18 protein-coding genes, 1 tRNA gene and 1 pseudogene are annotated in these 21,363 nt (G+C 67.9%); 10 read left to right on the forward strand and 10 right to left on the reverse strand.

The annotated features are described in order from the left end of the window. Positions 1-235 precede the first annotated feature (235 nt). Genes V6M45_RS12910 through V6M45_RS12920 form a run of 3 tightly spaced genes read right to left on the reverse strand, consistent with a single transcriptional unit; the run spans position 236 to position 2,724 of the window. Positions 236-442 (reverse strand): hypothetical protein, encoded by a 207-nt coding sequence (locus V6M45_RS12910; RefSeq protein WP_332656946.1) that lies wholly within the window; start codon positions 440-442, stop codon positions 236-238. A 10-nt stretch (positions 443-452) separates the two neighbouring features. Further along, positions 453-899, reverse strand: a complete 447-nt coding sequence (locus V6M45_RS12915; protein ID WP_332656947.1) for a hypothetical protein — start codon at positions 897-899, stop codon at positions 453-455. A gap of 37 nt (positions 900-936) precedes the next feature. After that, positions 937-2,724 (reverse strand): tetratricopeptide repeat protein, encoded by a 1,788-nt coding sequence (locus V6M45_RS12920; RefSeq protein WP_332656948.1) that lies wholly within the window; start codon positions 2,722-2,724, stop codon positions 937-939. 128 nt (positions 2,725-2,852) lie between these two features. On the opposite strand from V6M45_RS12920, the gene flbT reads away from it, so the two are divergent. Next, complete coding sequence (gene flbT, locus V6M45_RS12925; RefSeq protein ID WP_332656949.1) at positions 2,853-3,275, forward strand: flagellar biosynthesis repressor FlbT; 423 nt, start codon at positions 2,853-2,855, stop codon at positions 3,273-3,275. After that, positions 3,235-3,600 (forward strand): flagellar biosynthesis regulator FlaF, encoded by a 366-nt coding sequence (flaF, locus tag V6M45_RS12930; protein ID WP_332656950.1) that lies wholly within the window; start codon positions 3,235-3,237, stop codon positions 3,598-3,600. The genes flbT and flaF overlap by 41 nt, the downstream gene beginning before the upstream one ends. Before the next feature lie 9 nt (positions 3,601-3,609). Here flaF and V6M45_RS12935 read toward each other — a convergent pair whose 3' ends face one another. Then, positions 3,610-4,884 carry a lytic murein transglycosylase gene (locus V6M45_RS12935; RefSeq protein WP_332656959.1) on the reverse strand — a complete coding sequence of 425 codons (1,275 nt, stop codon included), beginning with the start codon at positions 4,882-4,884 and terminating at the stop codon, positions 3,610-3,612. Positions 4,885-5,080: 196 nt separating this feature from the next. Here V6M45_RS12935 and V6M45_RS12940 point away from each other — a divergent pair. The 4 genes from V6M45_RS12940 (at position 5,081) to V6M45_RS12955 (ending at position 6,286) form a co-directional block, all read left to right on the forward strand. Further along, positions 5,081-5,157: transfer RNA gene (locus V6M45_RS12940), tRNA-Ala, on the forward strand. Positions 5,158-5,325: 168 nt separating this feature from the next. Continuing rightward, positions 5,326-5,451: a type B 50S ribosomal protein L36 gene (ykgO, locus tag V6M45_RS12945; protein WP_168044709.1), complete on the forward strand. Its 126-nt coding sequence runs from the start codon at positions 5,326-5,328 to the stop codon at positions 5,449-5,451. 164 nt (positions 5,452-5,615) lie between these two features. After that, on the forward strand, positions 5,616-5,891 hold the full coding sequence (locus V6M45_RS12950; protein WP_324772585.1) for a DUF2312 domain-containing protein: 276 nt from the start codon (positions 5,616-5,618) through the stop codon (positions 5,889-5,891). Between the two features lie 2 nt (positions 5,892-5,893). Continuing rightward, entirely contained in the window at positions 5,894-6,286 is a 393-nt protein-coding gene (locus V6M45_RS12955) for a hypothetical protein (RefSeq protein ID WP_332656960.1), read from the forward strand. Here the strand turns inward: V6M45_RS12955 and V6M45_RS12960 are convergent, their stop codons facing one another. The 3 genes from V6M45_RS12960 to V6M45_RS12970 form a co-directional block, all read right to left on the reverse strand. After that, positions 6,287-9,055, reverse strand: a complete 2,769-nt coding sequence (locus V6M45_RS12960; protein WP_332656951.1) for a TonB-dependent receptor — start codon at positions 9,053-9,055, stop codon at positions 6,287-6,289. Between the two features lie 175 nt (positions 9,056-9,230). Next, entirely contained in the window at positions 9,231-10,703 is a 1,473-nt protein-coding gene (locus V6M45_RS12965) for a sigma-54-dependent transcriptional regulator (RefSeq protein WP_332656952.1), read from the reverse strand. A gap of 121 nt (positions 10,704-10,824) precedes the next feature. Then, positions 10,825-12,627, reverse strand: coding sequence for a DUF4153 domain-containing protein (locus tag V6M45_RS12970; RefSeq protein WP_332656953.1), 1,803 nt, complete (start codon positions 12,625-12,627; stop codon positions 10,825-10,827). Between the two features lie 363 nt (positions 12,628-12,990). Here V6M45_RS12970 and rplJ point away from each other — a divergent pair, with 363 nt between their 5' ends. The 3 genes from rplJ to V6M45_RS12985 all read left to right on the forward strand — a co-directional run bounded on the left by rplJ (position 12,991) and on the right by V6M45_RS12985 (position 14,773). Then, entirely contained in the window at positions 12,991-13,506 is a 516-nt protein-coding gene (rplJ, locus tag V6M45_RS12975) for a 50S ribosomal protein L10 (protein WP_332656961.1), read from the forward strand. Between the two features lie 66 nt (positions 13,507-13,572). Continuing rightward, a complete protein-coding gene (gene rplL / locus V6M45_RS12980) occupies positions 13,573-13,959 on the forward strand; it encodes a 50S ribosomal protein L7/L12 (protein WP_332656954.1) in 387 nt (128 codons plus the stop codon). Between the two features lie 136 nt (positions 13,960-14,095). Continuing rightward, complete coding sequence (locus V6M45_RS12985) at positions 14,096-14,773, forward strand: type 1 glutamine amidotransferase domain-containing protein (RefSeq protein ID WP_332656955.1); 678 nt, start codon at positions 14,096-14,098, stop codon at positions 14,771-14,773. 35 nt (positions 14,774-14,808) lie between these two features. Here V6M45_RS12985 and V6M45_RS12990 read toward each other — a convergent pair whose 3' ends face one another. From V6M45_RS12990 to V6M45_RS13000, 3 genes are all read right to left on the reverse strand, one after another. Next, complete coding sequence (locus tag V6M45_RS12990) at positions 14,809-16,770, reverse strand: M61 family metallopeptidase (RefSeq protein ID WP_332656956.1); 1,962 nt, start codon at positions 16,768-16,770, stop codon at positions 14,809-14,811. A gap of 15 nt (positions 16,771-16,785) precedes the next feature. After that, positions 16,786-18,732, reverse strand: coding sequence for a M61 family metallopeptidase (locus tag V6M45_RS12995; RefSeq protein ID WP_442880592.1), 1,947 nt, complete (start codon positions 18,730-18,732; stop codon positions 16,786-16,788). Positions 18,733-18,942: 210 nt separating this feature from the next. Next, a complete protein-coding gene (locus V6M45_RS13000; protein WP_332656958.1) occupies positions 18,943-19,449 on the reverse strand; it encodes an FKBP-type peptidyl-prolyl cis-trans isomerase in 507 nt (168 codons plus the stop codon). Positions 19,450-19,802: 353 nt separating this feature from the next. Here V6M45_RS13000 and V6M45_RS13005 point away from each other — a divergent pair. Then, positions 19,803-21,363: pseudogene (locus V6M45_RS13005) on the forward strand (DNA-directed RNA polymerase subunit beta); the annotation flags it as partial.

Consider the following 21,363-nt stretch of genomic DNA (forward strand, 5'->3'; position numbering starts at 1 on the left):
TCCGTCAAAGGCCCGGACGCAGGGCCGCCAGTCGGAGGGCGTGTGGAAAACGGCCGCGCGGGGCAGCCTGTCTCGTCGAAACGGTAATCACATTCTCAACCGGGCGAGGCCCGGCTGTCCCGCACCCTCCCCAACCGCTTCCGAAGAAGCGGCGCAGAGCCGTGCCTGCCATCTCCCTCCCCCTGACAGGGAGGGAGACCGGTCTTTGACAATCAGGCTAGGCTTCGCCGCCGCGTCAGGTGATCCGCTTCACCGAGGGCGGATCGCTGGCCGGGAAGCTCTCCTCGACGCCCTCATCCACCAAGGCTTCCTGCCGGTTCTCGGCCTTGCGGTCCTCCTCGCACAGCTGGTCGGGCTTTCCCTGCTCGCGCGGGGCCTTGCGGGCATAGGGCTCGTCATCGGCCGGGGACTGCTGGTGGTCGGGATTGTGGGTCGGGCTCATGTCGGGCTCCTCAGCTCGAGGGGTGATCTTCATCGCCGTCGGGGCCGTAGCCGAGATCGGAGATGTCGTCGTCGGACAGGCGTTTGGCCTCCCAGTGGGCCGCGCTGGCCTGGGCGCCGCGGGCGTTCCGCATCAGGCCGGAATAGACCAGCTCGACCTCGTCGGGTCCGCCGGCGCTGGCGCTTTCGCCGTCGATCTCGGTCAGGCGCTCGCCATCGACGCCCAGCAGGGCGTCGGCCTCGGCCTCGATGCCCGAGGCGCCGAGCTGCTCCTCGATGTCGTCGATGGCGTCTTCGTCGAACTCTTCCTCGTCGGCGTCTCCGTCGGCCTGGGTGACGTCCAGCACCGGGTCCGCCTCGTCCAGCAGAATGTCGCCGTCGCCCTCATCGTCGATGTGGGTTTCGTCAAAGGTTTCAGACTGTTCCTGGTCGTCGGAGTAGTCGTCGGGTCCGGGCATCGGGTGTCTCCCTGTTCGGAAGATCAACGCCCCTGCGTCAGCGCGCGTTCCCGGCCGCGACCGCTTCCTCCAGCGCCGCCCGGATACGGGCGATCGTCGCGTCCCACTCCGAGAAGCTGTCGCGGCGGAAGTAGCGAAGGTGCGGATAGAAGGGATACCGGTCCGTACCCAGATAGTGCCAGTCGTCGGGGGCCGAGATCATCCAGGTCGTCGCGCCGACGGCGGCCGCCAGATTGGTGCCGGCGATGCCGGGGCCAATGACCAGATCGACCGCGACCGACAGGGCTGCCACGTCCTCCAGATCGTCCTTCAGATTGATCGGCGGGGTCCAGATCGACACCCCCGCCGCCTTCGCCGCGGCCAGATCCTCGGTCACGTCGCCGCACTGCAGGTTGACCATGACAGCGCCCGGGGTCGTCAGCACCGGCCTCCAGCGCTCGAAGTTCGAGAAATAACGCGCTCTCGAACCATCCAGCACCAGGCTCTTCCAGTGCAGGCCGACCTTCAGTCCGGGCCCCAGCGCCTCCAGCTCCGCCTTCCAGCGGGCCACCTTCTCCGGATCGGGAACCAGATAGCCGCGATGGTCGGGGAAGGCGCTGATCGAGGGGCGGTACACCGCCAGCAGCGAGGCCATCGGGAACCAGGCGTCGACGCCGCCCTCCAGTTCCTCGGCGAACGGAACGAAGCGGGTGATCCGGCCCTCCAGCCGCACGGCCTTGTGAGCGCCGACGACGGCGGCCGGGAAGGCTCTCTGGAACAGGCCGATCAGGCGGGCCTCGACCGCCACATAGACCTTGCCCTCCGGCCCCACCGCCTCGATCACGTCACCGATGCAGGCGCCGAACACCATCTCGTCGGCGAGGCCCTGTTCGCCGACGATCAGCAGGCGCTTGCCGCGGAGGTCCTCGGTCTTCGGGTCCCAGCGCGGGGCGTTCACCGCCACCCGCATGGCCTCGGGCATATGCGGATCCAGCCGGATCTCATAGGCCTCGAAGCCCTCGGGAATGCGGCCCAGCGTCATCAGCAGCATGGCCCGGGCCATGGTCATCATCGCCCGCTCGTAAGGCGTCTCGGCGCCGGGCAGGGCCGCTTCGATGTCCGCCAGCGCTCCGTCCGCGTCGCCCAGCGGCTGCCGGGCGTTGGCGCGGTTGTAGCGCGCCTTGGCGAAACCCGGGTCCAGCCGCAGCGCCTCCTCGAAGAAGGTCAGGGCCGTGACCATGTCGCCCTGGTCGCTGAGCACCGTGCCGAGCGTGTTCCACAGCAACGGCGATTCCGGCTCGATGGCGAGCATGGCCTGCAGGGTCGCCACGGCGTCGCCATAGCGCTTCTGGTCCCGTTGCACGCAGGCCAGATTGTTGGTCGCCTCGACGTGGCCGGGATCGGCGGCGAGGTATTTCAGCAGCAGCTTCTCGGCGATCTCCAGATAGCCCATCAGTTGCGCCAGCCGCCCGAGGTCGTGGGCGATGTCGGTCTCGTTGGGCAGCAGCTTCAGGGCGGCCTCATAGGCCAGAAGCGCCTGTCCGAACTGGCCGGACTTCTCACGGCAGATGGCCAACACATGCCAGGCCAGCCCGTTGGTCTCATCCATATTCAGGGCGTCGAGCGCGCGCCGGGCGCCGAGGTCGAAATCGCCGGCGCGAATGGCCATCAGGGCGGACTTCAGCCGGTCCAGCGCCTTGCGCTGGGTTTTGGCCCCCAGTTTGGGGCTGGCGAGCTGGCGCGAAAGCTTGCGGATCGCTTCGGGGGAGGCGGAGTTCCCGGCGGCGCCCTGGGCCGCGGGGGCGAAGGCGTGGATCTGTTCGGGCGACAACTCGACGGCGGACATACGGTGATCCTGCGCTGACCCGGCGACCTTCGCCGCGGGATCAAAAGGGATGGTTAACCACGACTCTTTAGCCTGCGTTCGTTCCCGGCTTCCTAACGTCGCCGTGCGCCTGTGAGGAGACGCCCCGAATGCCGCTGAAGCTGTCGCTAAAGCCTGGCGAGAAGTTCGTGCTCAATGGAGCTGTGGTCCAGAATGGCGACCGGCGCGGCGTGCTGATCCTCCAGAACAAGGCCAGCGTGCTGCGTGAGAAGGACATCATGCAGCCCGAGGACGTCAATTCCCCGGCGAAGCGCGTCTACTTCCCCGTGATGATGATGTACCTCGACGAGAGCGCGGCGCCGAAGTTCTATGACGAGTTCGCGATGCGTCTGACCGAGTTCATGAGCGCGACCCGCAATCCGCAGGTGCTGACCGACTGTGTCGCGGCCTCCCGGCACGTGATGTCGCGTGAGTATTACAAGGCGCTGATGGCCGCCCGAAAATTGGTAGATTACGAGGAAGGTCTGGCGAATGTCGCTTCAGGCGTACAAGACCGCGGCGACGCGGGCTGAAAACCCACGCGAGATGGAGTATCGGCTGTTCGGGCAGGTGACCCGGGCGCTGATGCACGCCGCGACCGTGGATCATAGCGACATCGCCACACGGATCGACGCCCTCGACTGGAACCGCAGGCTGTGGTCGGCGCTGGCCACCGACTGTGCGAGTCCCGACAACGCCATGGACAAGTCCCTGCGGGCGCAGATCATTTCGATCAGCCTGTTCGTCAGCAAACACTCATCCGCCGTGATGCGCGGCGAGGACGACTTCGAAGCCCTGATCGACATCAACCGGATGGTCATGCAGGGCCTGGCCGGCCCCGGCGCCCAGGCCGCCTGACGGCTGGACTCAACCGCCCCGGCGGATCAGCTCGTCGGCGAGTTCGGCGGTCAGATAGCCGTCCGCCAGCCGTCCGGTCGCCATCTGCCATCGGCGCAGGGCCGCGCGCGTATTGGCCCCGATGACGCCGTCGACGCCCTGGGTGTCATAGCCCATGGCCGTAAGGGCCCGCTGGGCCCCGATGCGCTGGTCGCGCGACAGCGGGCCGTCGTCGGGCCAGGTTCCGACCAGCCCCGGCCGTCCCTGGATCCCGTCCGCCGTAAGCCCGATCGCCAGCGCATAGCTGACCGAGTTGTTGTAGCGCCGGATGACATAGTGGTTCGGCAGGGCGAGGAAGGCCGGACCGCGCGCGCCCTGGGGCAGCAGGATGGTGGCCTCCTCGCGCGCCTCGGCGGGGTTGGGCGCGCCGCCGTGGGCGAGGGTCACGCCCTTGCCCGCCCAGTACGACCACGGATGGCGCGGCCCCTCGGCTTCCGAATAGTCGAAGTTTGAAGGCAGGCGCACCTCGTAGCCCCAGGTCTGGCCGCGCTTCCAGCCCGCCTGGGCCAGCAGGTTGGCGGCCGAGGCGAGGGCGTCGGCGTCCGAACCCCAGATATCGACCTTGCCGTCGCCGGTCTCGTCGACCCCGAGGCGCAGATAGTTGTCGGGCATGAACTGGGTCTGGCCCATGGCCCCGGCCCAGCTGCCCTTCAGCCCGGCGCGCGCACGGCGGCCGTCGACGACGATGTCCAGCGCGTCTTTTAGCTGGGCCTCGGCCCAGTCGCGGCGGCGGCCGTCGTAGGCCAGTGTCGCCAGCGACCGGATCACGTCATAGTCGCCCTGCACCTGCCCGAAGGCGGACTCCTGGGCCCAGACGGCGACGAGAATTTCCGACGGCACGCCGTAGCGCTGGACCACCGACCACGGCACCCGGTCGGTACGCTGGCGCGCCTGGGCGATTCGCGTCGTGGTGACCGCATTCTGGATATAGGCCCCGGCGGGGCGGCTGAACTCGGGCTGGTTGCGGTCGAGACGGACGACGGAGGGATCGGGCGTCAGCCCGGCCAGCTCCCGTTCGTAGTCGGCGCGCCGCGCGCCGCCGTGGCGGCCGAGGAAGCCCTGCTTCCAGCCGTCGAACCCGGCCTGATCGACCGGCGGCGCGACGGGGACGCCCGGCGCGGGAGTCGGCGCCGGCGCGGGCTGGACCGGGGCGGGAGCGGGCGGGGCCCCCACCGGCGGCTCCGGCAGCATGGGCGCGCAGGCGGCGACTGTTCCGACGAGGAGGAGGCGAAGGCTGAAACGCATGATGAGCAAGCTAGTCTCCCCGGCGGCGGCCGCCTCATAACAAGTCCGCGAGTCAGGCCCGCATCCCGGCGACCTAAAGCGCCTGGATGGAGAAAGCGTTGCCGTACGATTCCCTCAATGGCGTCATTAACCTTCATTCTCCTTGGCGGGGTAACCGGTCAAGGCGCATAGACCGCTGGCTCTCTGAGACCGATACGGCCTGGTGGCGGAGGGGCGACGCGTCGGGCATGCAAGCCCGAAGACCCTCCGTTCGACTCGGAGGCCAGGCCTCCATCGATTTCGTGCACGGCGCTGCCGACGACCGGCTGGCGTGGCCGCAAAGCTCGGAAAGTGAGACGCCTGCACCCGGTTGACGCCCGCGCCGCTCGTCTCTATACGCACCGCTCCGCCGCAGGTTCGTCCCGCGGCTTTTCTGTTTTGCTTTGCCTCAGGACGACGACCATGAAGGTCCGCAGCTCGCTCAAGTCGCTCAAGGGTCGCCACCGCGACTGCAAGGTCGTGCGCCGCAAGGGCGTGGTCTATGTGATCAACAAGACCGACCCGCGCTTCAAGGCGAAGCAGGGCTGAGTTAGCGCGCTAACGCGGGCGACGCGGTCGCCCGCTGCTTGAGCGCAGCTATCCACAGGTCGCGGGCTTTGTCCGCGGCCTTTTTCGTGCCCGATGTTGAGCCGGCCGGACAGGCGTGGTTAGCGTCCGGCCTCTTTCCGTTTCCGCTTTCCAGGAGTCCGCCCGTGGCCGACGACGCTTCCTTCGACGCCAGCCCCGACGTCCTGACCTCGGCCGCGCAAGGCCGGCTGCGCACCATCATCGAGCGCCTGGAGCGGCTGGAAGAGGACAAGCAGGCGGTGATGGCCGACATGAAGGAGGTCTTCGCCGAGGCCAAGGGCGAGGGCTACGACGTCAAGATCCTTCGCAAGGTCATCCGTATCCGCAAGCAGGACAAGGCCAAGCGCCAGGAAGAGGACGCCATCCTCGACCTCTACATGTCCGCCCTCGGCGAGATCTGACACTGAAGCGAACCGGCTTCGGTGGAGGGAAGGGCGGTTCGAAGTCGCCCTCAAGCAGCCGTCACGGCGATAGGGCGGCGAAAAAGCCGCCCTCTCCGTTCGAGGCTGAACGCAAGGCGGCCCAGCGCGCCGCCCTCAACGCCCTCAGACGCGCCCGCCGCTCGGCCGAGAAGGCGGGCGTTTCGCTGTCTGAATGGGAAGGCGAGTTCCTCGATTCCGTATCGGAGCGGGTGAAGACCCACGGCCGCGCCTTCGGCGACCCCGAACTGGGCGCGCCCGGTCAGGCCCTTTCGTCGATGCAGGGCCGAAAGCTCAAGGAAATCGCCGCCAAGGCGAAGGGCGAAGCGCCAAAGCGGCGCTGGGGGCGCAAGGCCCCCAGGCCGTCGGACGGCTGATCAGAACAGGATCTTGCGCAGCGACAGGCTGATCGTGCGCCCCTCGGGATCGAGGAAGTCCGGCTGATAGTTCAGGGGCGTGTCGCCGGCGCTGCTCGTCACCTCGGTGCGGCTGTCGAACAGGTTGTTGACCCCGAGCTGCAGTCGGGCGCCCTTCAGCCAGGAATATTTCTCGACCCATGAGGTCTGGGCGCCGAGATCGACGAACAGGTTCAGATTGACCGTGGTCCGGCCCGAGAAATTCAGATCCGGCCCGGTTCCGCCGTCGACGCGGGTGCTGTCGGTCCAGTTGGCGCGGAGGAAGGCGCCCATGCCGCTCTTGAACACGCCCAGATTGGCCTGGACTTCGTGGCGCGGACTGCCGCCGCGGCCGGAGGTGGCGGCGCCGTCCAGCAGGTCGAGGATCGGCAGGCCGTCAGCGATCAGGATCTCATCCTGCAGCCGGTAGGTGTGATAGATCGAGACCATGTAGCGGCCCTGGCCCGGCTGCATGGCGCCGCCGCGGCCGCCGCCGCCCATCCGCATCATGGGGCCGCCGCCGCCGGGCCCCCCGCCGCCCGGACCGCTCTGGCGAGGACCGTCGCCGATGGGGCCGCTTATCACGATCGGGCCACCGGCAGGCCGGCCGCCGGCGGCTCCCGGAGCGCCGGGAGCAGGGGCGGTGGGCTGACCGAAGGCCTTGGAGAAGTTGAAGCCGGTGCGGATGTCCTCGCGTTCGGCCCGGGCGAAGTTCAACGGTCGCGCGTCGATCGAAATCAGATTGCCGGCGGGATCGCGGGTGAAGCGGCCGGGCAGGGCCGTCTCCAGTTCCGATGTGATGGTCGGGAAGCTGTTGATCGAGTCGTCGACGGCGTTGCGGGTCCAGGTCGAACTCAGGCTCAGGTTCTCTTCCTTGAGCGGCCGAAGGGTGACCCCCGCCTTCCAGACCCGGCGGTTTTCGGCGTCGAGATCGGGGTTGCCGCCCTCGACCCGGCTGATGAGAACGGTCTCCCCGGTGGCGAAGTCGAACACCGGAACGTTCGGGGTCGAGATCACCGGGTCGTTAAGCTGGCTGATCGACGGCGCGCCCTGCTCGTCGGTGTAGCTGACGAGGAAGGAGACCGGCTCGATCGGGGTCCAGTTGAGTCCCATGCCGAGGCTGGTCAGGCCGCCGAAGTCCGACAGGTCCTCATAACCGGCGTTGAAGTTGATCGACAGGTCGCCGAGCATCGGCAGGACCTCGGCCCGGGTGCTCGCGATCGGAACGTTGAAACTGGCCTGGCCATTGTAGCGGTCGCGCGACTGCGAGCGCTCGATGGTCGCGCCCGAGCGCACGCTGGTCGAGTCCAGCGAGCGGGTGTCGGCGCCGAATTTGATGGTCGAGGAAATTCCGCCGGCCGGCAGCTCCCAGACGTCGCCGTTCAGCACCAGCTCGGTCGACAGAACCTCCGACACCGAGTTTGCGGTATCGTTGGGATTGCGGGTGAAGGCGGCCCGCGTCAGGGCGGCGAAAGGATTGGCCGCCGGATCGCCGGCGTCGAGGCGGGCCTGGAATGGCGCTGCGCCGAAGCCGCGGCCGGTGACGGTGTCCGTCTCTACGCGGTCGTAGTTGCCGGAGAGAGTCCAGCGCCAGTCCTCACCGAGGAAGCCGTCGAGCAGGACGCCGACCCGCCCGGTCAGGGAATCGGTCTGGCGACCGAGCGCGGCGGCGTCATCCAGATACCGGTAGACCAGGACGTCGTCGGCGAAGGGAGAGAACGGGTTGCCGTCCGGCAGGGTCAGAACCACGCCCGGCAGGCCGTTGAAGCTGCGGCTGCTGTTGTCATCGAGGCTGCCGCTGAAGGTCACCTGGGTGGTGTCATTGAGATCGGTCTTGATCGTGCCGCCGACGGAGGAGTTTTCGGTGGCGGATATCAGGGTGCGGTAGGCCCCCAGGTCCCCCGTGCGCGGATCGCCATAAGCCGCCGCGAAATCGTTCAGGGTGAAGCCGGCGGTCGGGATGGGGGCGACGGTGGCGGTTTCTCCCACCTGGCCCGACAGCGCCGGATCGATCTCGTCGCCGAAGGGAAGTCCGGAGATGTTGCCGATCAGGTCGAACGGCGTGGAGCCGGCCTCCCGGATCAGATCGCGCTCGCTTTCAAACAGGGGCGTACCGCGCTCATAGCCCAGTTCCATGGACCAGCGCTCGCTGCCGGAGATGCGCAGGAGATTGGCGTCCAGTTCGGTGACGGTGCGGCCGCCGGCCGTGGGAACGCGGCCTTCGACCTCTGCCGTGACCGAGCGGAAGTCCGACTTCAGGACAAAGTTCACCACGCGCTGGTCGGCGCGATAGCCGTATTCCAGCGCGACCTCCTCGGGGAGGATGTCGACCCGTTCGATGGCCTCGGGCGGTATGCCCTGGATTTCCCGGAAGCCCGAAATGCGCCGGCCGTTGACCAGCAGGACCGGTTGGCCGCCGGACCCCCGGGAGCTGCGGGTGACGGGCTCGAGATAGGTTAGAAGTTCGGAGATGCTGGAGGCGCCGTAGGACCGGATTTCCTCGGCGCTGAGCGTCAGGTCCGGCGGGATGTCGCTGTCGACCCCGCCCCGCGGGCGGGACCCCGAGACGTTGACCGTGCCGAGGTCGACTGCATCCCCGGCGTCCTCTTCCGTGGTCGTCGGAACCGCGGGTTCCGCTTCCTGGGGGGCGGGTTGCTGCTGCGCCTGTTGCGGGGGCGGGGCGACCGGGGTCGGCGCGGTCTGGATCGCGCCGGCCATCAGGCCGGACAGGGCGGTGGTCACGAGCAGCATGCGGGATTCCGAAAGGGGAGGACAACGGCGTTGAACGTGCCGCCCCGGTGTTTCCGTCGTGTTTCACTGACGAAACCGGGAGTTGCGACACTATTCGTGTCGCATGGCTTCGTTGCGGCCCTTCAGTGAACTTTCGTTCAGGTTGCGGGCTTTGCGGAGGCGTGGCTGGAAAGCTTCAGCCGGCTTCCTTCAAGGCGCCCTCGAGGCCTTGCTCGCGAACCTTGCGATACAGGGTGGAGCGGCCGATGCCGAGGCGACGGGCGATCTCGGACATATGACCGGCGTAGACCTCGATCGCGTGCTGGATCAGGTCGCGCTCGATCTCCTCCAGCGTGCGCAGATGGCCGCGTTCGTCGAGGATGCGGATCGGCGTGTCCGGAAGCGGCGGAAGATCCATGCCGGCATTCGCCGGCGACGGTCCTCGCACCCCCTCACCGTCTCCCTCGACGTGTTCCACCGGCAGGAAGGGCGCGGCGACGCCGGAGATGGCCGGGAAGTCGTGCGGCTGCAGGAAGGGCGAGTCCGACAGAACGATGGCGCGGTAGACGGCGTTTTCCAGCTGGCGGACGTTGCCGGGCCAGTCGAAAGCCGACAGCAGGGCCAGGGTCTCGGCTGCGCAGCCGGCGACCCGTTTGCCTTCCTCGACATTGAAGCGGGCCACGAAATGCTCGACCAGAGCCGGGATGTCCTCGCGGCGGTCGCGCAGGGCCGGGGCCTCGATCGGGAAGACGTTCAGGCGGTAGAACAGGTCCTCGCGGAAGCGTCCGTCGCGCACCTGTTCGGCCAGGTCGCGATTGGTGGCCGAGACGATGCGTACATCGACCTTGACCGGGCGCTTGGAGCCGACGGGGTCGATCTCGCCCTCCTGCAGGGCGCGCAGCAGCTTGACCTGCATGTCCAGCGGAAGTTCGCCGATTTCGTCCAGGAACAGGGTGCCGCCGTTGGCCTCGGCGAACTTGCCCAGATGCTTGTCGCTGGCGCCGGTGAAGCTGCCCTTCTCGTGGCCGAACAGGATCGACTCCACGAGATTGACGGGCAGGGCGCCGCAGTTGACCGCCACGAACGGCTTCCCGCCCCGGTCCGAGGCGCCGTGCAGGGCGCGGGCGATGACTTCCTTGCCGACGCCGCTCTCGCCGGTGATCAGCACCGGGATGCCCGACCTGGCCGCGCGCAGGCCCAGTGAGCGGACCATCCGCATCGGCGCGCTCTGGCCGACCAGATCGTCGAACGAGGTGCGGCCCGTGACGTGTTTCTTCAACCGCCCGACCTCGGCGGTCAGCTGGGTCAGTTGCAGGGCGTTGCGGACGCCGACCAGCAGGCGCTCGGCCGAGACCGGCTTGACGAAGAAGTCCTGGGCCCCGGCCTGCATGGCCTTGACCACGGCGTCGACCCCCCCCGAGGCGGTCAGCACGATCACCGGCGTGGTGACCCCTGCGGTGCGTATCTCGGCCAGGGCCTCCATGCCGCTCATGCCCGGCATGACCATGTCCAGCAGCACCACGTCGGCGCCGCCGCCCTGGGTCAGGCGGTCGATAGCCTCGCCGCCTGACTCGGCGTGGACCACGGCATAGCCCTCGCGCTCCAGCACCGCCTGCGCCAGGCGGCGCTGGGTGGGATCGTCGTCGACCACGAGTACGGTCCGGCTCATCAGGTCTCGCCCTTCATCATCACGTCGGGGCCGGTCCTCGTTGAAGCGGGACTGGCTCATTCCGGGACGTTTTAGGCCGCACAAGGTGAAGATCGGGTTGTGCGGGGTGGTGAGCGCAGGGTTAACGCGGCGGATAAGCGGGCGGTACGCACTCTTCGGCAAGCTGCACCGTGGCGCGTTCGCCGTCGATCAACATGTCGGGCCATACCGGCGTCGCCGGCCGAACCCGCCCTTCCCGAAGTGCGTCGCGCAGGTCGGCGCGCTCACCCGGGCCCGGGCAGAAACGCGGCGACCAGCTTCCAACGGATCGCCAACCGGCCGCTTCGCGGACCCAGAGCTGGACCGCGGCCCGATTGGCCACGAGCACCTCCGGACGATCATCGCCGTTCAGGTCCGCCGGGCTGGCGATGCATTCGCCGGGGGCGGCGCATCGCGCGCGACTGTCGTTGGGCGGGACCTTGGCGACGAAGTCCCGGGGCAGGACCGCGCCGGCGGGAACCACCTCGAACCGGGGCAGGCGATCCGGCGCGCCCTCGTCGGTCTCCTCCCAACGGTCGACGAGCGCCCGGGCGTTGCGGGCCCGCCGCGCGACGCCAGCGTCGCTGGAGCGCTCCAGACGGGCCAGCGCCGCCTGTCCAGCCTTGCCGCTTTCAAAGCGCAGGAAGCGGTAGTCGAACCGGTCTGGCGTCACCGCGCCACGCTCCAGGCGCGCCATCTGGTCGGCGACGGACAGCCGCGCCGGGTCGAGCAGGGGACTGAACAGGGCCAGGATCACCGCGATCTCCAGCCCTGCCGTCCAGACGTTGGTGCGTTCCAGCGGCCGCATCCATCCGAGGTCCGGCCGCCGCAGGGGGGCGAGGGCCGCGAAGGCGTAGCCGGCGGCGTAGGCGGCCCCGACGACGGCGCAGGCCGCGGCGATGATCCGGTCGGGCGTCAGGCCGTACTGGCCGATGCGCAGGGCCAGTCCCCAAAAGGCGATGACGATCAACGGCGTCAGCAACACCGCCGCCACCTGCACGGTGACCCGCAGCGCCGCGGGCGGGCGGTTGTCCGGCTGCCCGTCCTGATAGGCCGTGTTGATCAGGATGATCAGCGCTCCCGCCGCCGACAGCACCAGGGCGGTGGCGCTTCCGGTCTCCCACAGGCCCTCCAGACCGGTGAAGGGCAGGGCGATGAGGAAGCCCGCGACCAGCACTGTAAGGACCGTCAGCAGCCAGGAAAGCAGCATCAGGGCCACGGTGCGGACGCCGCGGATCAGGCCGTCGCGCACATCGGTCAGGTGCACGGCGACGGCGAAGACGAGACAGGTGACAGGGATGGCGAACCAGTCCTCGGCGATCAGGTCGCCGAGGAATTTCAGGCCGATGACATTGAACAGCGCCGCTCCGAGGAAGAGCAGAAGCCAGAAGGCGCCGGTGAATCCGAGCGACAGCACCAGTTGCACGCCCGCCTTCCATGCCGTGTCGAAATAGGCGGCGAAGTCGGGGCTGCGCCGGCGCTGCATGTCGGCGGGCAGGATCAGATGGTGACCGATGAACAGGGCGGTCGCCGCGAACACGGGGAACGGAAACGACAGGAAGGGCGGCCAGCGGAGGGTGTCGGCGCTCTGTCTCGCGATGTCGTGCCAGCCGAGCAGGGCCAGCACCGCGGTCGCCGCGACGCTCCAGATCCCCAGGGTCCGAACCCGCATGCGGCCGACGCCGGCCAGCAGCACGACCGGAATGAAGGCGAGCACCAGCGCCAGTGGTCCGAAAAGCTGGGGTTCGGTGGCTGGCCAGTCGAGCGGACGCCCGTCGGCGCTTCGCCACAGCCACCAGAGGGCGACGCCCTGGAACAGGCCGATGGCGAGGCGGACCGGGCCCAGCAGCGGCGAGCGCTGTTCCCTCAGGCTGTCCCGGCCGGTTGCGTCCGTCGTCTGGTTCATGGTCATTCCTCCCCCGAGGCGGAGGGAACGCCGTTTCCCGGCCTCTGTGAAGGGCCGTGGCTTGAGTTCCCGCCGGTTCCGTGTATAGAGCGCGCCTTCTCCGTCGCAGCTTTTCGCCGCGGCGGTCCTGTCCGAGAACTTCGGGGCGTGGGGGCCACCCATGCCATAAATGCCAGAGAGCCCTCTGGCGCCGTGGGGAGATGGGGATGCAGACGACCACCGTCACCCGGTTTCCGGGGGCACGGGGTTCGAGCTTCCTTCGGACATTACGACCGGCCTGAACGCTTCGCAGCGATGCGGCGCGCTTTGGCCAATCCGTCGTCGGGAATAAGCCCGGCGGCGAATACCAGACTGGAGACCGCAATGGACCGCGCTCAAAAAGCCGAGTCGATCGAGACGCTCAAGGGCGTCTTCGCCGACGCGGGCGCCGTGGTCGTGACCCACAACCTGGGTCTGACCGTTGCGGATATGGAAGACCTGCGTGGACGCCTCCGCAAGGAAGGCGGCACGTTCAAGGTGGTCAAGAACCGCCTGGCGCTCAAGGCGCTCGAAGCCGAAGAAGGCAGCGACTACCACGGCCTGTTCAAGGGTCCCGTGGGCATCGCCTATGCCGATGACGCGGTGACGGCCGCCAAGATCACCGCTGAATACGCCAAGGCCAACGACAAGTTCGTCGTCCTGGGCGGCTTCATGGGTGAGAAGGTTCTGGACGCGAAGGGCGTGGAGGTTCTCTCCAAACTGCCGTCGCTGGATCAGATCCGCGCTTCGCTGCTCGGCCTGCTCAACGCTCCCGCGACCAAGATCGCCGGCGTCGTGCAAGCCCCGGCCGGCCAACTGGCCCGGGTGTTCAACGCCTACGCCACGAAGGACGCCGCGTAAGCGGACCCGCCTCTTTCATCTCTGCAAACTCTCTACTGAAACCCAATCCTCCGAAGGAACCTACCCATGGCCGATCTCGCCAAAATCGTTGAAGACCTGTCGAAGCTGACCGTTCTGGAAGCCGCCGAGCTGTCCAAGCTGCTGGAAGAAAAGTGGGGCGTCAGCGCCGCTGCTCCGGTGGCCATGGCCATGCCGGCCGGTGGTGGCGGCGCCGCCCCCGCCGAAGCTGCTGAAGAGCAGACCGAGTTCACCGTCGTCCTGCTGGACGGCGGCGACAAGAAGATCAACGTCATCAAGGAAGTCCGCGGCGTCCGTTCGGACCTCGGCCTGAAGGAAGCCAAGGACCTGGTCGAAGGCGCTCCGCAGAACGTCGTCGAGAACGTCTCCAAGCAGAACGCCGACGAAATCGCCAAGAAGCTGACGGAAGCCGGCGCCAAGGTCCAGATCAAGTAAGAACGACCAAGGCACGGGCGCTCCGGCGTCCGGGAATCGCAGGCCCGAAGGGAAACCTTCGGGCCTGTTTTCGTTTCGGCGATAGCCGGGGCCGGCCGCATCCGCGCCGCGCGCCCCGCTTCCGAAAGGCCTCCCCATGAAGATCCTGATGGTCCTGACGTCACACGACGCGCTCGGCGACACCGGCAAGAAGACCGGCTTCTGGCTGGAGGAGTTCGCCGCCCCCTGGTATGTGCTGAAGGATGCGGGGGCCGAGATCACCCTGGCCTCGCCGAGAGGCGGGCAGCCGCCGCTGGATCCCAAGAGCGATGAGCCCGACGCCCAGACCGACGCCACCCGGCGCTTCAGGGACGATGCGGCCGCGAAGGCCGCGCTGGCCTCCACCCGCCCGCTGTCGGACGTGTCGGCGGACGATTTCGACGCCGTCTTCTATCCCGGCGGACACGGCCCGTTGTGGGACCTGGCCGAAGACCCGGCTTCGATCGCGCTGATCGAGGCCTTCGCCCGGGCCGACAAGCCGGTCGGCGCGGTGTGCCACGCCCCGGCGGCCCTGCGCCATGTGAAGGGCCCCGATGGCGAGTTCCTCGTGAAGGGCCGCAAGGTCACAGGCTTCACCAACGGCGAGGAAGAGGCGGTCGGCCTGACCGACGTCGTGCCCTTCCTCGTTGAGGATATGCTCACGGCCAACGGCGGGCTGTATTCGAAGGGTGCGGATTGGGGCGTGCACGTCCTGACGGACGGCAAACTGGTCACGGGCCAGAATCCGGCCTCGTCCGAAGGCGCGGCGGAGGCGCTGCTGGCCCTGCTGAAATAGAAGGACGGGAAGGGGGCCGGGCCCCCTTCCGTCTGTCAGCGACGTCGCGGCGCGAAGATGTCGGCCAGCCGGTCGCGCGTGCCGGGGATGCGGACCAGGCGCGGATAGCGCAGGCCCCCGTGGTAGTCGAAGCTCAGCGTGCGGAACTCATCGCCGCGCTTCACCACCAGCACGATCGGCTCACTTCCGCCCTTGGCCGCGGTCACCGCCTCGCGCAGGACCTCGGCCGAGGCCGTGCGGTCGCCGACGGCGACCAGCTCCCAGCCCGCGCCCAGCCCCATCTCGAAGGCCGGTCCGCCCCAGCGCACGCCGGTGATGCGGTTGCCGGAGCCGAGGTTGAAGCCCAGCGAATACTGGAAGTCGCCGCCCCAGCCGCTCATCATCCGCTTCTCCAGCGGGGTCAGTTCGTCGACGTACGTCAGCCGCCAGCCGGCGCGCTCGATTCCGTCCAGCGGGGCCTTGGCGTCCGGCCCGACGGCGTCCAGCCGCGTGCGCAGGAAGGTCGCCCAGTCGTGGGGATGCACGGCGTTCAGATGCTCGACCACATCCCCGAAGGTGTAGGGCCGCGCCTCCCAGACCCCGTCCTCGACGCCGTAGAAGGCCCTCGAGAAGTCATCCAGCGACTTCCGGTCGCGCGTGGCCTCGCGGATCAGGGTGTCGGCGTCCAGCCAGATCAGCAGCGCCTCGCGGTAATAGTCGCCCGTCCCGCGCATCCATGACGGCCAGGGATTGGTGGTCCGATAGCCCAGCAGGTTGTGGTTGGTCGTGTCCTGAAGCGCCCGCCACTCACGACCCGGCTGCTGGTCGTAGAAGCCGGCCACCTCGGCCAGATTGACCACGGCTTCCTCGACCGTTCCCAGTCCGGACCGGGCGGTGAGAACATCGCCCCAGTACTCGGTCTGGCCCTCATAGACCCACATCAGGCTGTTCTGGGTCGGGACGTTGAGGTTCGGCACATACTCGTCCGACGGACGGCGGAACTTGCCGTTCCAGCTGTGCACATATTCGTGGGGCAGCAGGCCGCGCGAGCCGTATGAGGGGGTGGCCGTGCTGAAGAAGTTCGGGGCGGCGGTGTTCTCTGACGAGCGATGGTGCTCCAGCCCGATGCCGCCCAGCTTCGACGTCAGGCCCAGCAGGAACTCGTAGCGGTCGAAATGGCGGGCCCCGAACAGGCGGTCGGCCTGATCCACCAGCGACTCATATTTCGCGACCCACTCAGGCCCGGCGTTGATCGAGGCGGCGGTGTCCCCGACCAGGTTCAGATGGACCGGCGAACGACCGCCGGGATCGATGTCGAGGCGGCGATAGTGCGCCCCCGCGAACATCGGGCTGTCGGCCAGATGCTCCAGCGATATCGGGGCGAAGGTCGCGACATTCCCCTCGCGGGAAACCGTATCCAGGGCGACGCCATAGTTCCAGCCCTCGGGCAGCACCACCGACGGCGCGAAAGTGATGCGGCTATGGGCGTAGCCGGCAGGGTAGAGGAGGGCCTTCTCCCACTGCAGGTTGACGATCTCCTCGGTCATGACCACCCGCCAAACGGCGTTGTCGGGCTGGGTCAACCATTCGAAATCGACCTCGATGGTTTCGACCCCGGCCGGAATCTCAAGGTGGAAGGCGTGCGGATCGACGGTGTCGCGCACCCATTCGATGCGCCGGCCGCCGCCCATGACGGTCAGGCCGGACACCAGCTGGATCGGTCCGGTGTCGGCGTGGTTGCCGGGGATGAATTTCGGATACTGGAGAACGAGGGGCCCGGCGCTGACAGGCACGGTCTGGCGCACCCGGATGACCTTGTGCGCCAGGTCCGTCAGGTCGACGCGGATGCCGATGGTCCCGGGGTAGTCCCGGTCCTGCGGCGCCGGGATCGGCGGGAGGGGGCGCGGCAGGCTGGTCGGCGCCGGCAGCGGGGTCTGCGCCTGCGAGGCAGGGACCTGGGCCAGTACGGGCGCCGAGGCGGAGGCGAGGAGCAGGGCGAGGGCGGCGGATTTCAGCATGGTCATTCCTCGCGATCAGCGGCGGCGGGGGGCGAGGATGTCGCCCAGACGGTCGGGCGTCCCCTCGATCCGCTCGAGATGCGGATAGCGCAGGCCGTCGTGATAATCGAAGCGGATGGTCCGGAAGCGCTCGCCCTTCTTGACCATCATCTCGATCGGGGTCGAGTTGCCTTTCGAGGCGGTGATCGCCTCGGCGATGACCTCCGCGCTGGCGGCGCGGCCATTCACGGCCACCACCTCCCAGCCCGACGTCAGGCCGGCTTCGAAGGCGGGAGAGCCCCAGCGGACGCTGTAGATGCGGTTGGCGTTGTTGACGCCGATGCCCAGCGAGTACTGGAAGTCATTGCGCTCGTACTCGCTGTAGAGAGCCTTCTGATAGGCGTTGGGCTCCTCCTTGAAGACCAGGCGGTAGCCGCCCCGCTCGATGCCGTCCAGCGGCATGGGCGCGTCAGCTCCGACGGCGTCCAGGCGCGTCCGCAGGAAGGTCGCCCAGTCGTTCGGCTGGACCTCGTTGAGGGTCCGCACGATGTCTTCAAAGGTGTAGGGCGCCGGATCCCAGTTCCCGTCCTCGACGCCGAAGAAGGCCTTGGCGAAATCGTCCAGCGACCGGCGACCGCCCGACTGCTCGCGGATCCAGGTGTCGGCGTCCAGCCAGATCAGGGCGCCTTCGGAATAGTAGTCCTCGCTGCGCTGGAAGCTGCCCCAGGGCTGGGGCCGGCGCTGGGCGATGATCGGGTCGTTGGTGGTGTCCTGCATGGCGCGCCATGCGCGGCCGGGGCTCAGACCGTAGGTGGCGGCGGTCATGGCCATCGAGCCCAGTTCCTGCTCCTTTGTCAGCAGGCCGGCGCGGGTGGTCAGCACCTGCCCCCAGTACTGGGTCTGTCCCTCATAGACCCACAGCAGCGAGTTCTGCATCGGTTCGTTCAGGGTCGGGGTCAGCTGGTCGGCCGGGCGACGCCATTTGCCGTTCCAGGAGTGGGTGTATTCGTGACCCAGCAGGTCGCGGTCCCCGATCGTCCCGGTCCGGTCGGTGAAATAGTCGGTGTCGACGCTGTTTTCCGACGAGCGGTGGTGCTCCAGCCCGATGCCGCCCAGCTTGTCGCTCACCGCCAGCAGGAAGTCGTAGTGGTTGAAGTGCCGTGCGCCGTACAGGCGGTCGGCCTGATCGATAAGGTTGCGGTGCAGTTCGATGTGCTCGTCGGTGGCGGCCAGCATGGCGGCGCTGTCGGCGACGATGTTCAGCCGCACGGGCGAGCGGCCGCCCGGATCAAGATCAATCTGGCGATAGTGGCGGCCGGCGAACACCGGGCTGTCGGCGAAATGCTCGAGGCTGATGGGCGCGAAGGTCGCGACGCCGTTCCGGAAGCTCTCGGTGTCCAGCGCCGTGCCGTACTGCCAGCCCTCGGGTAGGCGCAGGGTCGGCCGGAAGGTGATCTGGCTGGAATAGTAGCCCGCCGGATAGAGCAGGGCCTTCTCCCACTGGATGTTCAGCATGTCGTCGGTGATGACCACGCGGCCCTGGCTGCCGTCGATCGGCGTCAGCCATTTGAACGACGCCTCGATCGAGGTCGCGCCGGCCGGGACCTCGATCTGGAAGCCGTTGGTGTGGACGGTGTGGCGCACCCAGCGCAGCGGCTGGCCGTTGGCGGTGATCCTCAGGTCGGCGATGTCGTCGACCGGGCCCACCGGGCCGTGGTTGCCGGGGATCCACTCGGGATAGAGCAGGATCAACGGTCCCGGGGCGGCCACCGGGATGGTCTGTTTCACCGAAACGATGCGCCGGTCGATGTCGGTGGCGTCCATCTCAAGCGAGATCACGCCGGGATAGGGCGCGTCGCGCGGGGCGGGGATCGGGACCAGGGCCCAGTCCAGCGCCGGGGTTCCGACCTGCGCCAGCGCGGGGACCGAACCAAACAGAAGCGCGGCGGCGCAGGCGGAGGCGATCAGTCGGGCGGGACGCATCATCGGAGGCTCTCGGTCAATGAGGTTCGAGGGCACGCTAGTGCGCCGCGCCCGCTCGCCGGATTAAATCCCTGTCATGTTGGCGGTTCCCAGGCCCGGATCCGGCCCCGGGTCCTGCCCATGTATTCAAGTCACGCCTGTCCCGGTCCTGTCCCCGCCTGTCCCGCCCTTGTCCTCTCGATGAGGACAAAATCGGCAGGGACAAACCGGTCAGCCCGCCGGCTTCACTTCCAGCAGCTCGACCGTGAACCGAAGGGTCGAATTGGGCGGCAGTTCATCGCCGCCGACCCAGCGGTCGCCGTAGCCGAGCGCGGCCGGAATCACGAACTCGAACGTCTCGCCCTCGCGCATCAGGCCGACCCCCTCGGTCCAGCCCTTGATCACCCGGTTGAGCGGAAACTCCGCCGGCTCGTTGCGGGCGTAGCTGCTGTCGAACTCGCGCCCGTCGACGAAGGTCCCGCGGTAGTGGACCTTGACCGTGTCGGTCGAGGCGGGCTGGCGGCCGGAAGGCTTGGCCGGGCCGACGCGGCGGTATTGCAGGCCCGACGCGGTCGTCGTCCAACCGCCGCGGGCGGCGTTCCAGGTCAGGTAGGCGGCGTTGCCGGCGTCCCAGTTGGCCTGGGTCGCGGGCCCCGAGAAATCGTAGGGGTTCGGCCCGGCCGAGGCGCAGGCGGACAGGGTCAGGGCGGCGGCGGCCGCGAGCGCGATGCGAGTCATGCGGCGACGCTATTTACCCCGATGCCGCAAAGCAATGGGCGGGCGGGGCGGCCGCCCATCGGCGTTCCCGGAAAAACGCAACCGACGGTCTTTATTTCGCCGTCAAAGCGAGTATATCAGCCCGCTCCGCTAACTCCGTGAGAGATACGCGCGAAAGCGCCGAGGCCCGGTTTGTCGCCCTCCGACCGGTGCGAAGGCGCGCTCCTTCCCAAGGGAGCCCTACAATTCAGGCGTCCTGGGACCGCAAGGCCCGAGGGTGGACGCCGAAACCGATGGTCACGGGTCGCCGGAATGGCGGAGCCGTGGCTGCTGCATTGAGCAGGCTGCCCGGCCTGCCGCATTGGGAAGACAGAATGGCCAAGTCGAAAGCGGAGCTCACCGTCAACGGTCAGTTCCTCACCGCCACCTCGTTCACTGGCAAGAAGCGCATCCGCCACTCCTTCGGGCGTATCCCCGAAGCGGTGCAGATGCCGAACCTGATCGAGGTTCAGCGCGCCTCCTACGAGCAGTTCCTGCAGCGCGAGGTCCGCTCGGGCCCGCGCAAGGACCAGGGCATCGAGGCGGTGTTCAAGTCGGTCTTCCCGATCAAGGATTTCAACGAACGCGCCATCCTGGAATACGTCTCCTACGAGTTCGAGGACCCGAAGTACGACGTCGAGGAGTGCATCCAGCGCGACATGACCTATGCCGCGCCGCTGAAGGTCAAGCTGCGCCTGATCGTCTTTGAATCCGACGAGGAAACGGGCGCGCGCTCGGTCAAGGATATCAAGGAGCAGGACGTCTACATGGGCGATATCCCGCTCATGACCGACAAGGGCACCTTCATCGTCAACGGGACCGAGCGGGTGATCGTGTCCCAGATGCACCGTTCGCCGGGCGTCTTCTTCGATCACGACAAGGGCAAGACGCACAGCTCGGGCAAGCTGCTGTTCGCCGCCCGCGTGATCCCGTACCGCGGTTCCTGGCTCGACTTCGAGTTCGACGCCAAGGACATCGTCTACGTCCGCATCGACCGCCGCCGGAAGCTGCCGGCCACGACCTTCCTGATGGGTCTGGGCATGGACGGCGAGGAAATCCTCAAGACCTTCTACGAGACCGTGCCCTACGAGAAGCGCGGCGAAGGCTGGGTCACGCCGTACAAGGCCGAGCGCTGGCGCGGGGTGAAGCCGGAATTCGACCTGGTCGACGCCGACACCGGTGAAGTGATCGCCGCCGCCGGCACCAAGATCAGCGCCCGCCAGGCCAAGAAGCTGAGCGACACGACCACCTCGCTGTCGCTGGCCGCCGACGCCCTGCTGGGCAAGTATCTGGCCGCCGACGCCGTCAACTACGAGACCGGCGAAATCTACGCCGAGGCCGGCGACGAGCTGGACCAGCCGACCATCGAACTGCTGGAGAGCCACGGCTTCACCACCATCGACGTGCTGGACATCGACCACGTCACGGTCGGCGCCTATATGCGCAACACCCTGCGCATCGACAAGAACACCGGCCGCGAGGACGCTCTATTCGACGTCTACCGCGTGATGCGTCCGGGCGAGCCGCCGACCCCGGAGGCCGCCGAAGCCATGTTCAACTCGCTGTTCTTCGACAGCGAGCGCTACGACCTGTCGGCCGTCGGCCGGGTCAAGATGAACATGCGTCTGGAGAGCCCCGAGGTCTCGGACGAGATCCGCGTGCTGCGCAAGGAAGACGTTCTCAAGGTGCTGCAGATCCTCGTCGGCCTGAAGGACGGCCAGGGCGAGATCGACGACATCGACAACCTGGGCAACCGCCGGGTCCGTTCCGTCGGCGAACTGCTGGAGAACCAGTACCGCGTCGGCCTGCTGCGGATGGAGCGCGCCATCAAGGAGCGCATGTCCTCGGTCGATATCGACACCGTGATGCCGCACGACCTGATCAACGCCAAGCCGG

It is taken from the genome of Brevundimonas sp., from assembly GCF_036676055.1.
Classification (GTDB): domain Bacteria; phylum Pseudomonadota; class Alphaproteobacteria; order Caulobacterales; family Caulobacteraceae; genus Brevundimonas.

Excerpts from the sequence above, each read along its gene's own strand:
- ykgO (WP_168044709.1), top strand. The coding sequence starts at position 5,326 with ATGAAGGTCCGCAGCTCGCTCAAGTCGCTCAAGGGTCGCCACCGCGAC.
- flaF (WP_332656950.1), top strand. The coding sequence starts at position 3,235 with ATGTCGCTTCAGGCGTACAAGACCGCGGCGACGCGGGCTGAAAACCCA.
- V6M45_RS12990 (WP_332656956.1), bottom strand. The coding sequence starts at position 16,770 with ATGCTGAAATCCGCCGCCCTCGCCCTGCTCCTCGCCTCCGCCTCGGCG.
- V6M45_RS12970 (WP_332656953.1), bottom strand. The coding sequence starts at position 12,627 with ATGAACCAGACGACGGACGCAACCGGCCGGGACAGCCTGAGGGAACAG.
- V6M45_RS12935 (WP_332656959.1), bottom strand. The coding sequence starts at position 4,884 with ATGCGTTTCAGCCTTCGCCTCCTCCTCGTCGGAACAGTCGCCGCCTGC.
- V6M45_RS12910 (WP_332656946.1), bottom strand. The coding sequence starts at position 442 with ATGAGCCCGACCCACAATCCCGACCACCAGCAGTCCCCGGCCGATGAC.
- V6M45_RS12915 (WP_332656947.1), bottom strand. The coding sequence starts at position 899 with ATGCCCGGACCCGACGACTACTCCGACGACCAGGAACAGTCTGAAACC.
- V6M45_RS12995 (WP_442880592.1), bottom strand. The coding sequence starts at position 18,732 with ATGCGTCCCGCCCGACTGATCGCCTCCGCCTGCGCCGCCGCGCTTCTG.
- V6M45_RS13000 (WP_332656958.1), bottom strand. The coding sequence starts at position 19,449 with ATGACTCGCATCGCGCTCGCGGCCGCCGCCGCCCTGACCCTGTCCGCC.
- rplJ (WP_332656961.1), top strand. The coding sequence starts at position 12,991 with ATGGACCGCGCTCAAAAAGCCGAGTCGATCGAGACGCTCAAGGGCGTC.
- V6M45_RS12965 (WP_332656952.1), bottom strand. The coding sequence starts at position 10,703 with ATGAGCCGGACCGTACTCGTGGTCGACGACGATCCCACCCAGCGCCGC.
- V6M45_RS12920 (WP_332656948.1), bottom strand. The coding sequence starts at position 2,724 with ATGTCCGCCGTCGAGTTGTCGCCCGAACAGATCCACGCCTTCGCCCCC.
- flbT (WP_332656949.1), top strand. The coding sequence starts at position 2,853 with ATGCCGCTGAAGCTGTCGCTAAAGCCTGGCGAGAAGTTCGTGCTCAAT.
- rplL (WP_332656954.1), top strand. The coding sequence starts at position 13,573 with ATGGCCGATCTCGCCAAAATCGTTGAAGACCTGTCGAAGCTGACCGTT.
- V6M45_RS12960 (WP_332656951.1), bottom strand. The coding sequence starts at position 9,055 with ATGCTGCTCGTGACCACCGCCCTGTCCGGCCTGATGGCCGGCGCGATC.
- V6M45_RS12985 (WP_332656955.1), top strand. The coding sequence starts at position 14,096 with ATGAAGATCCTGATGGTCCTGACGTCACACGACGCGCTCGGCGACACC.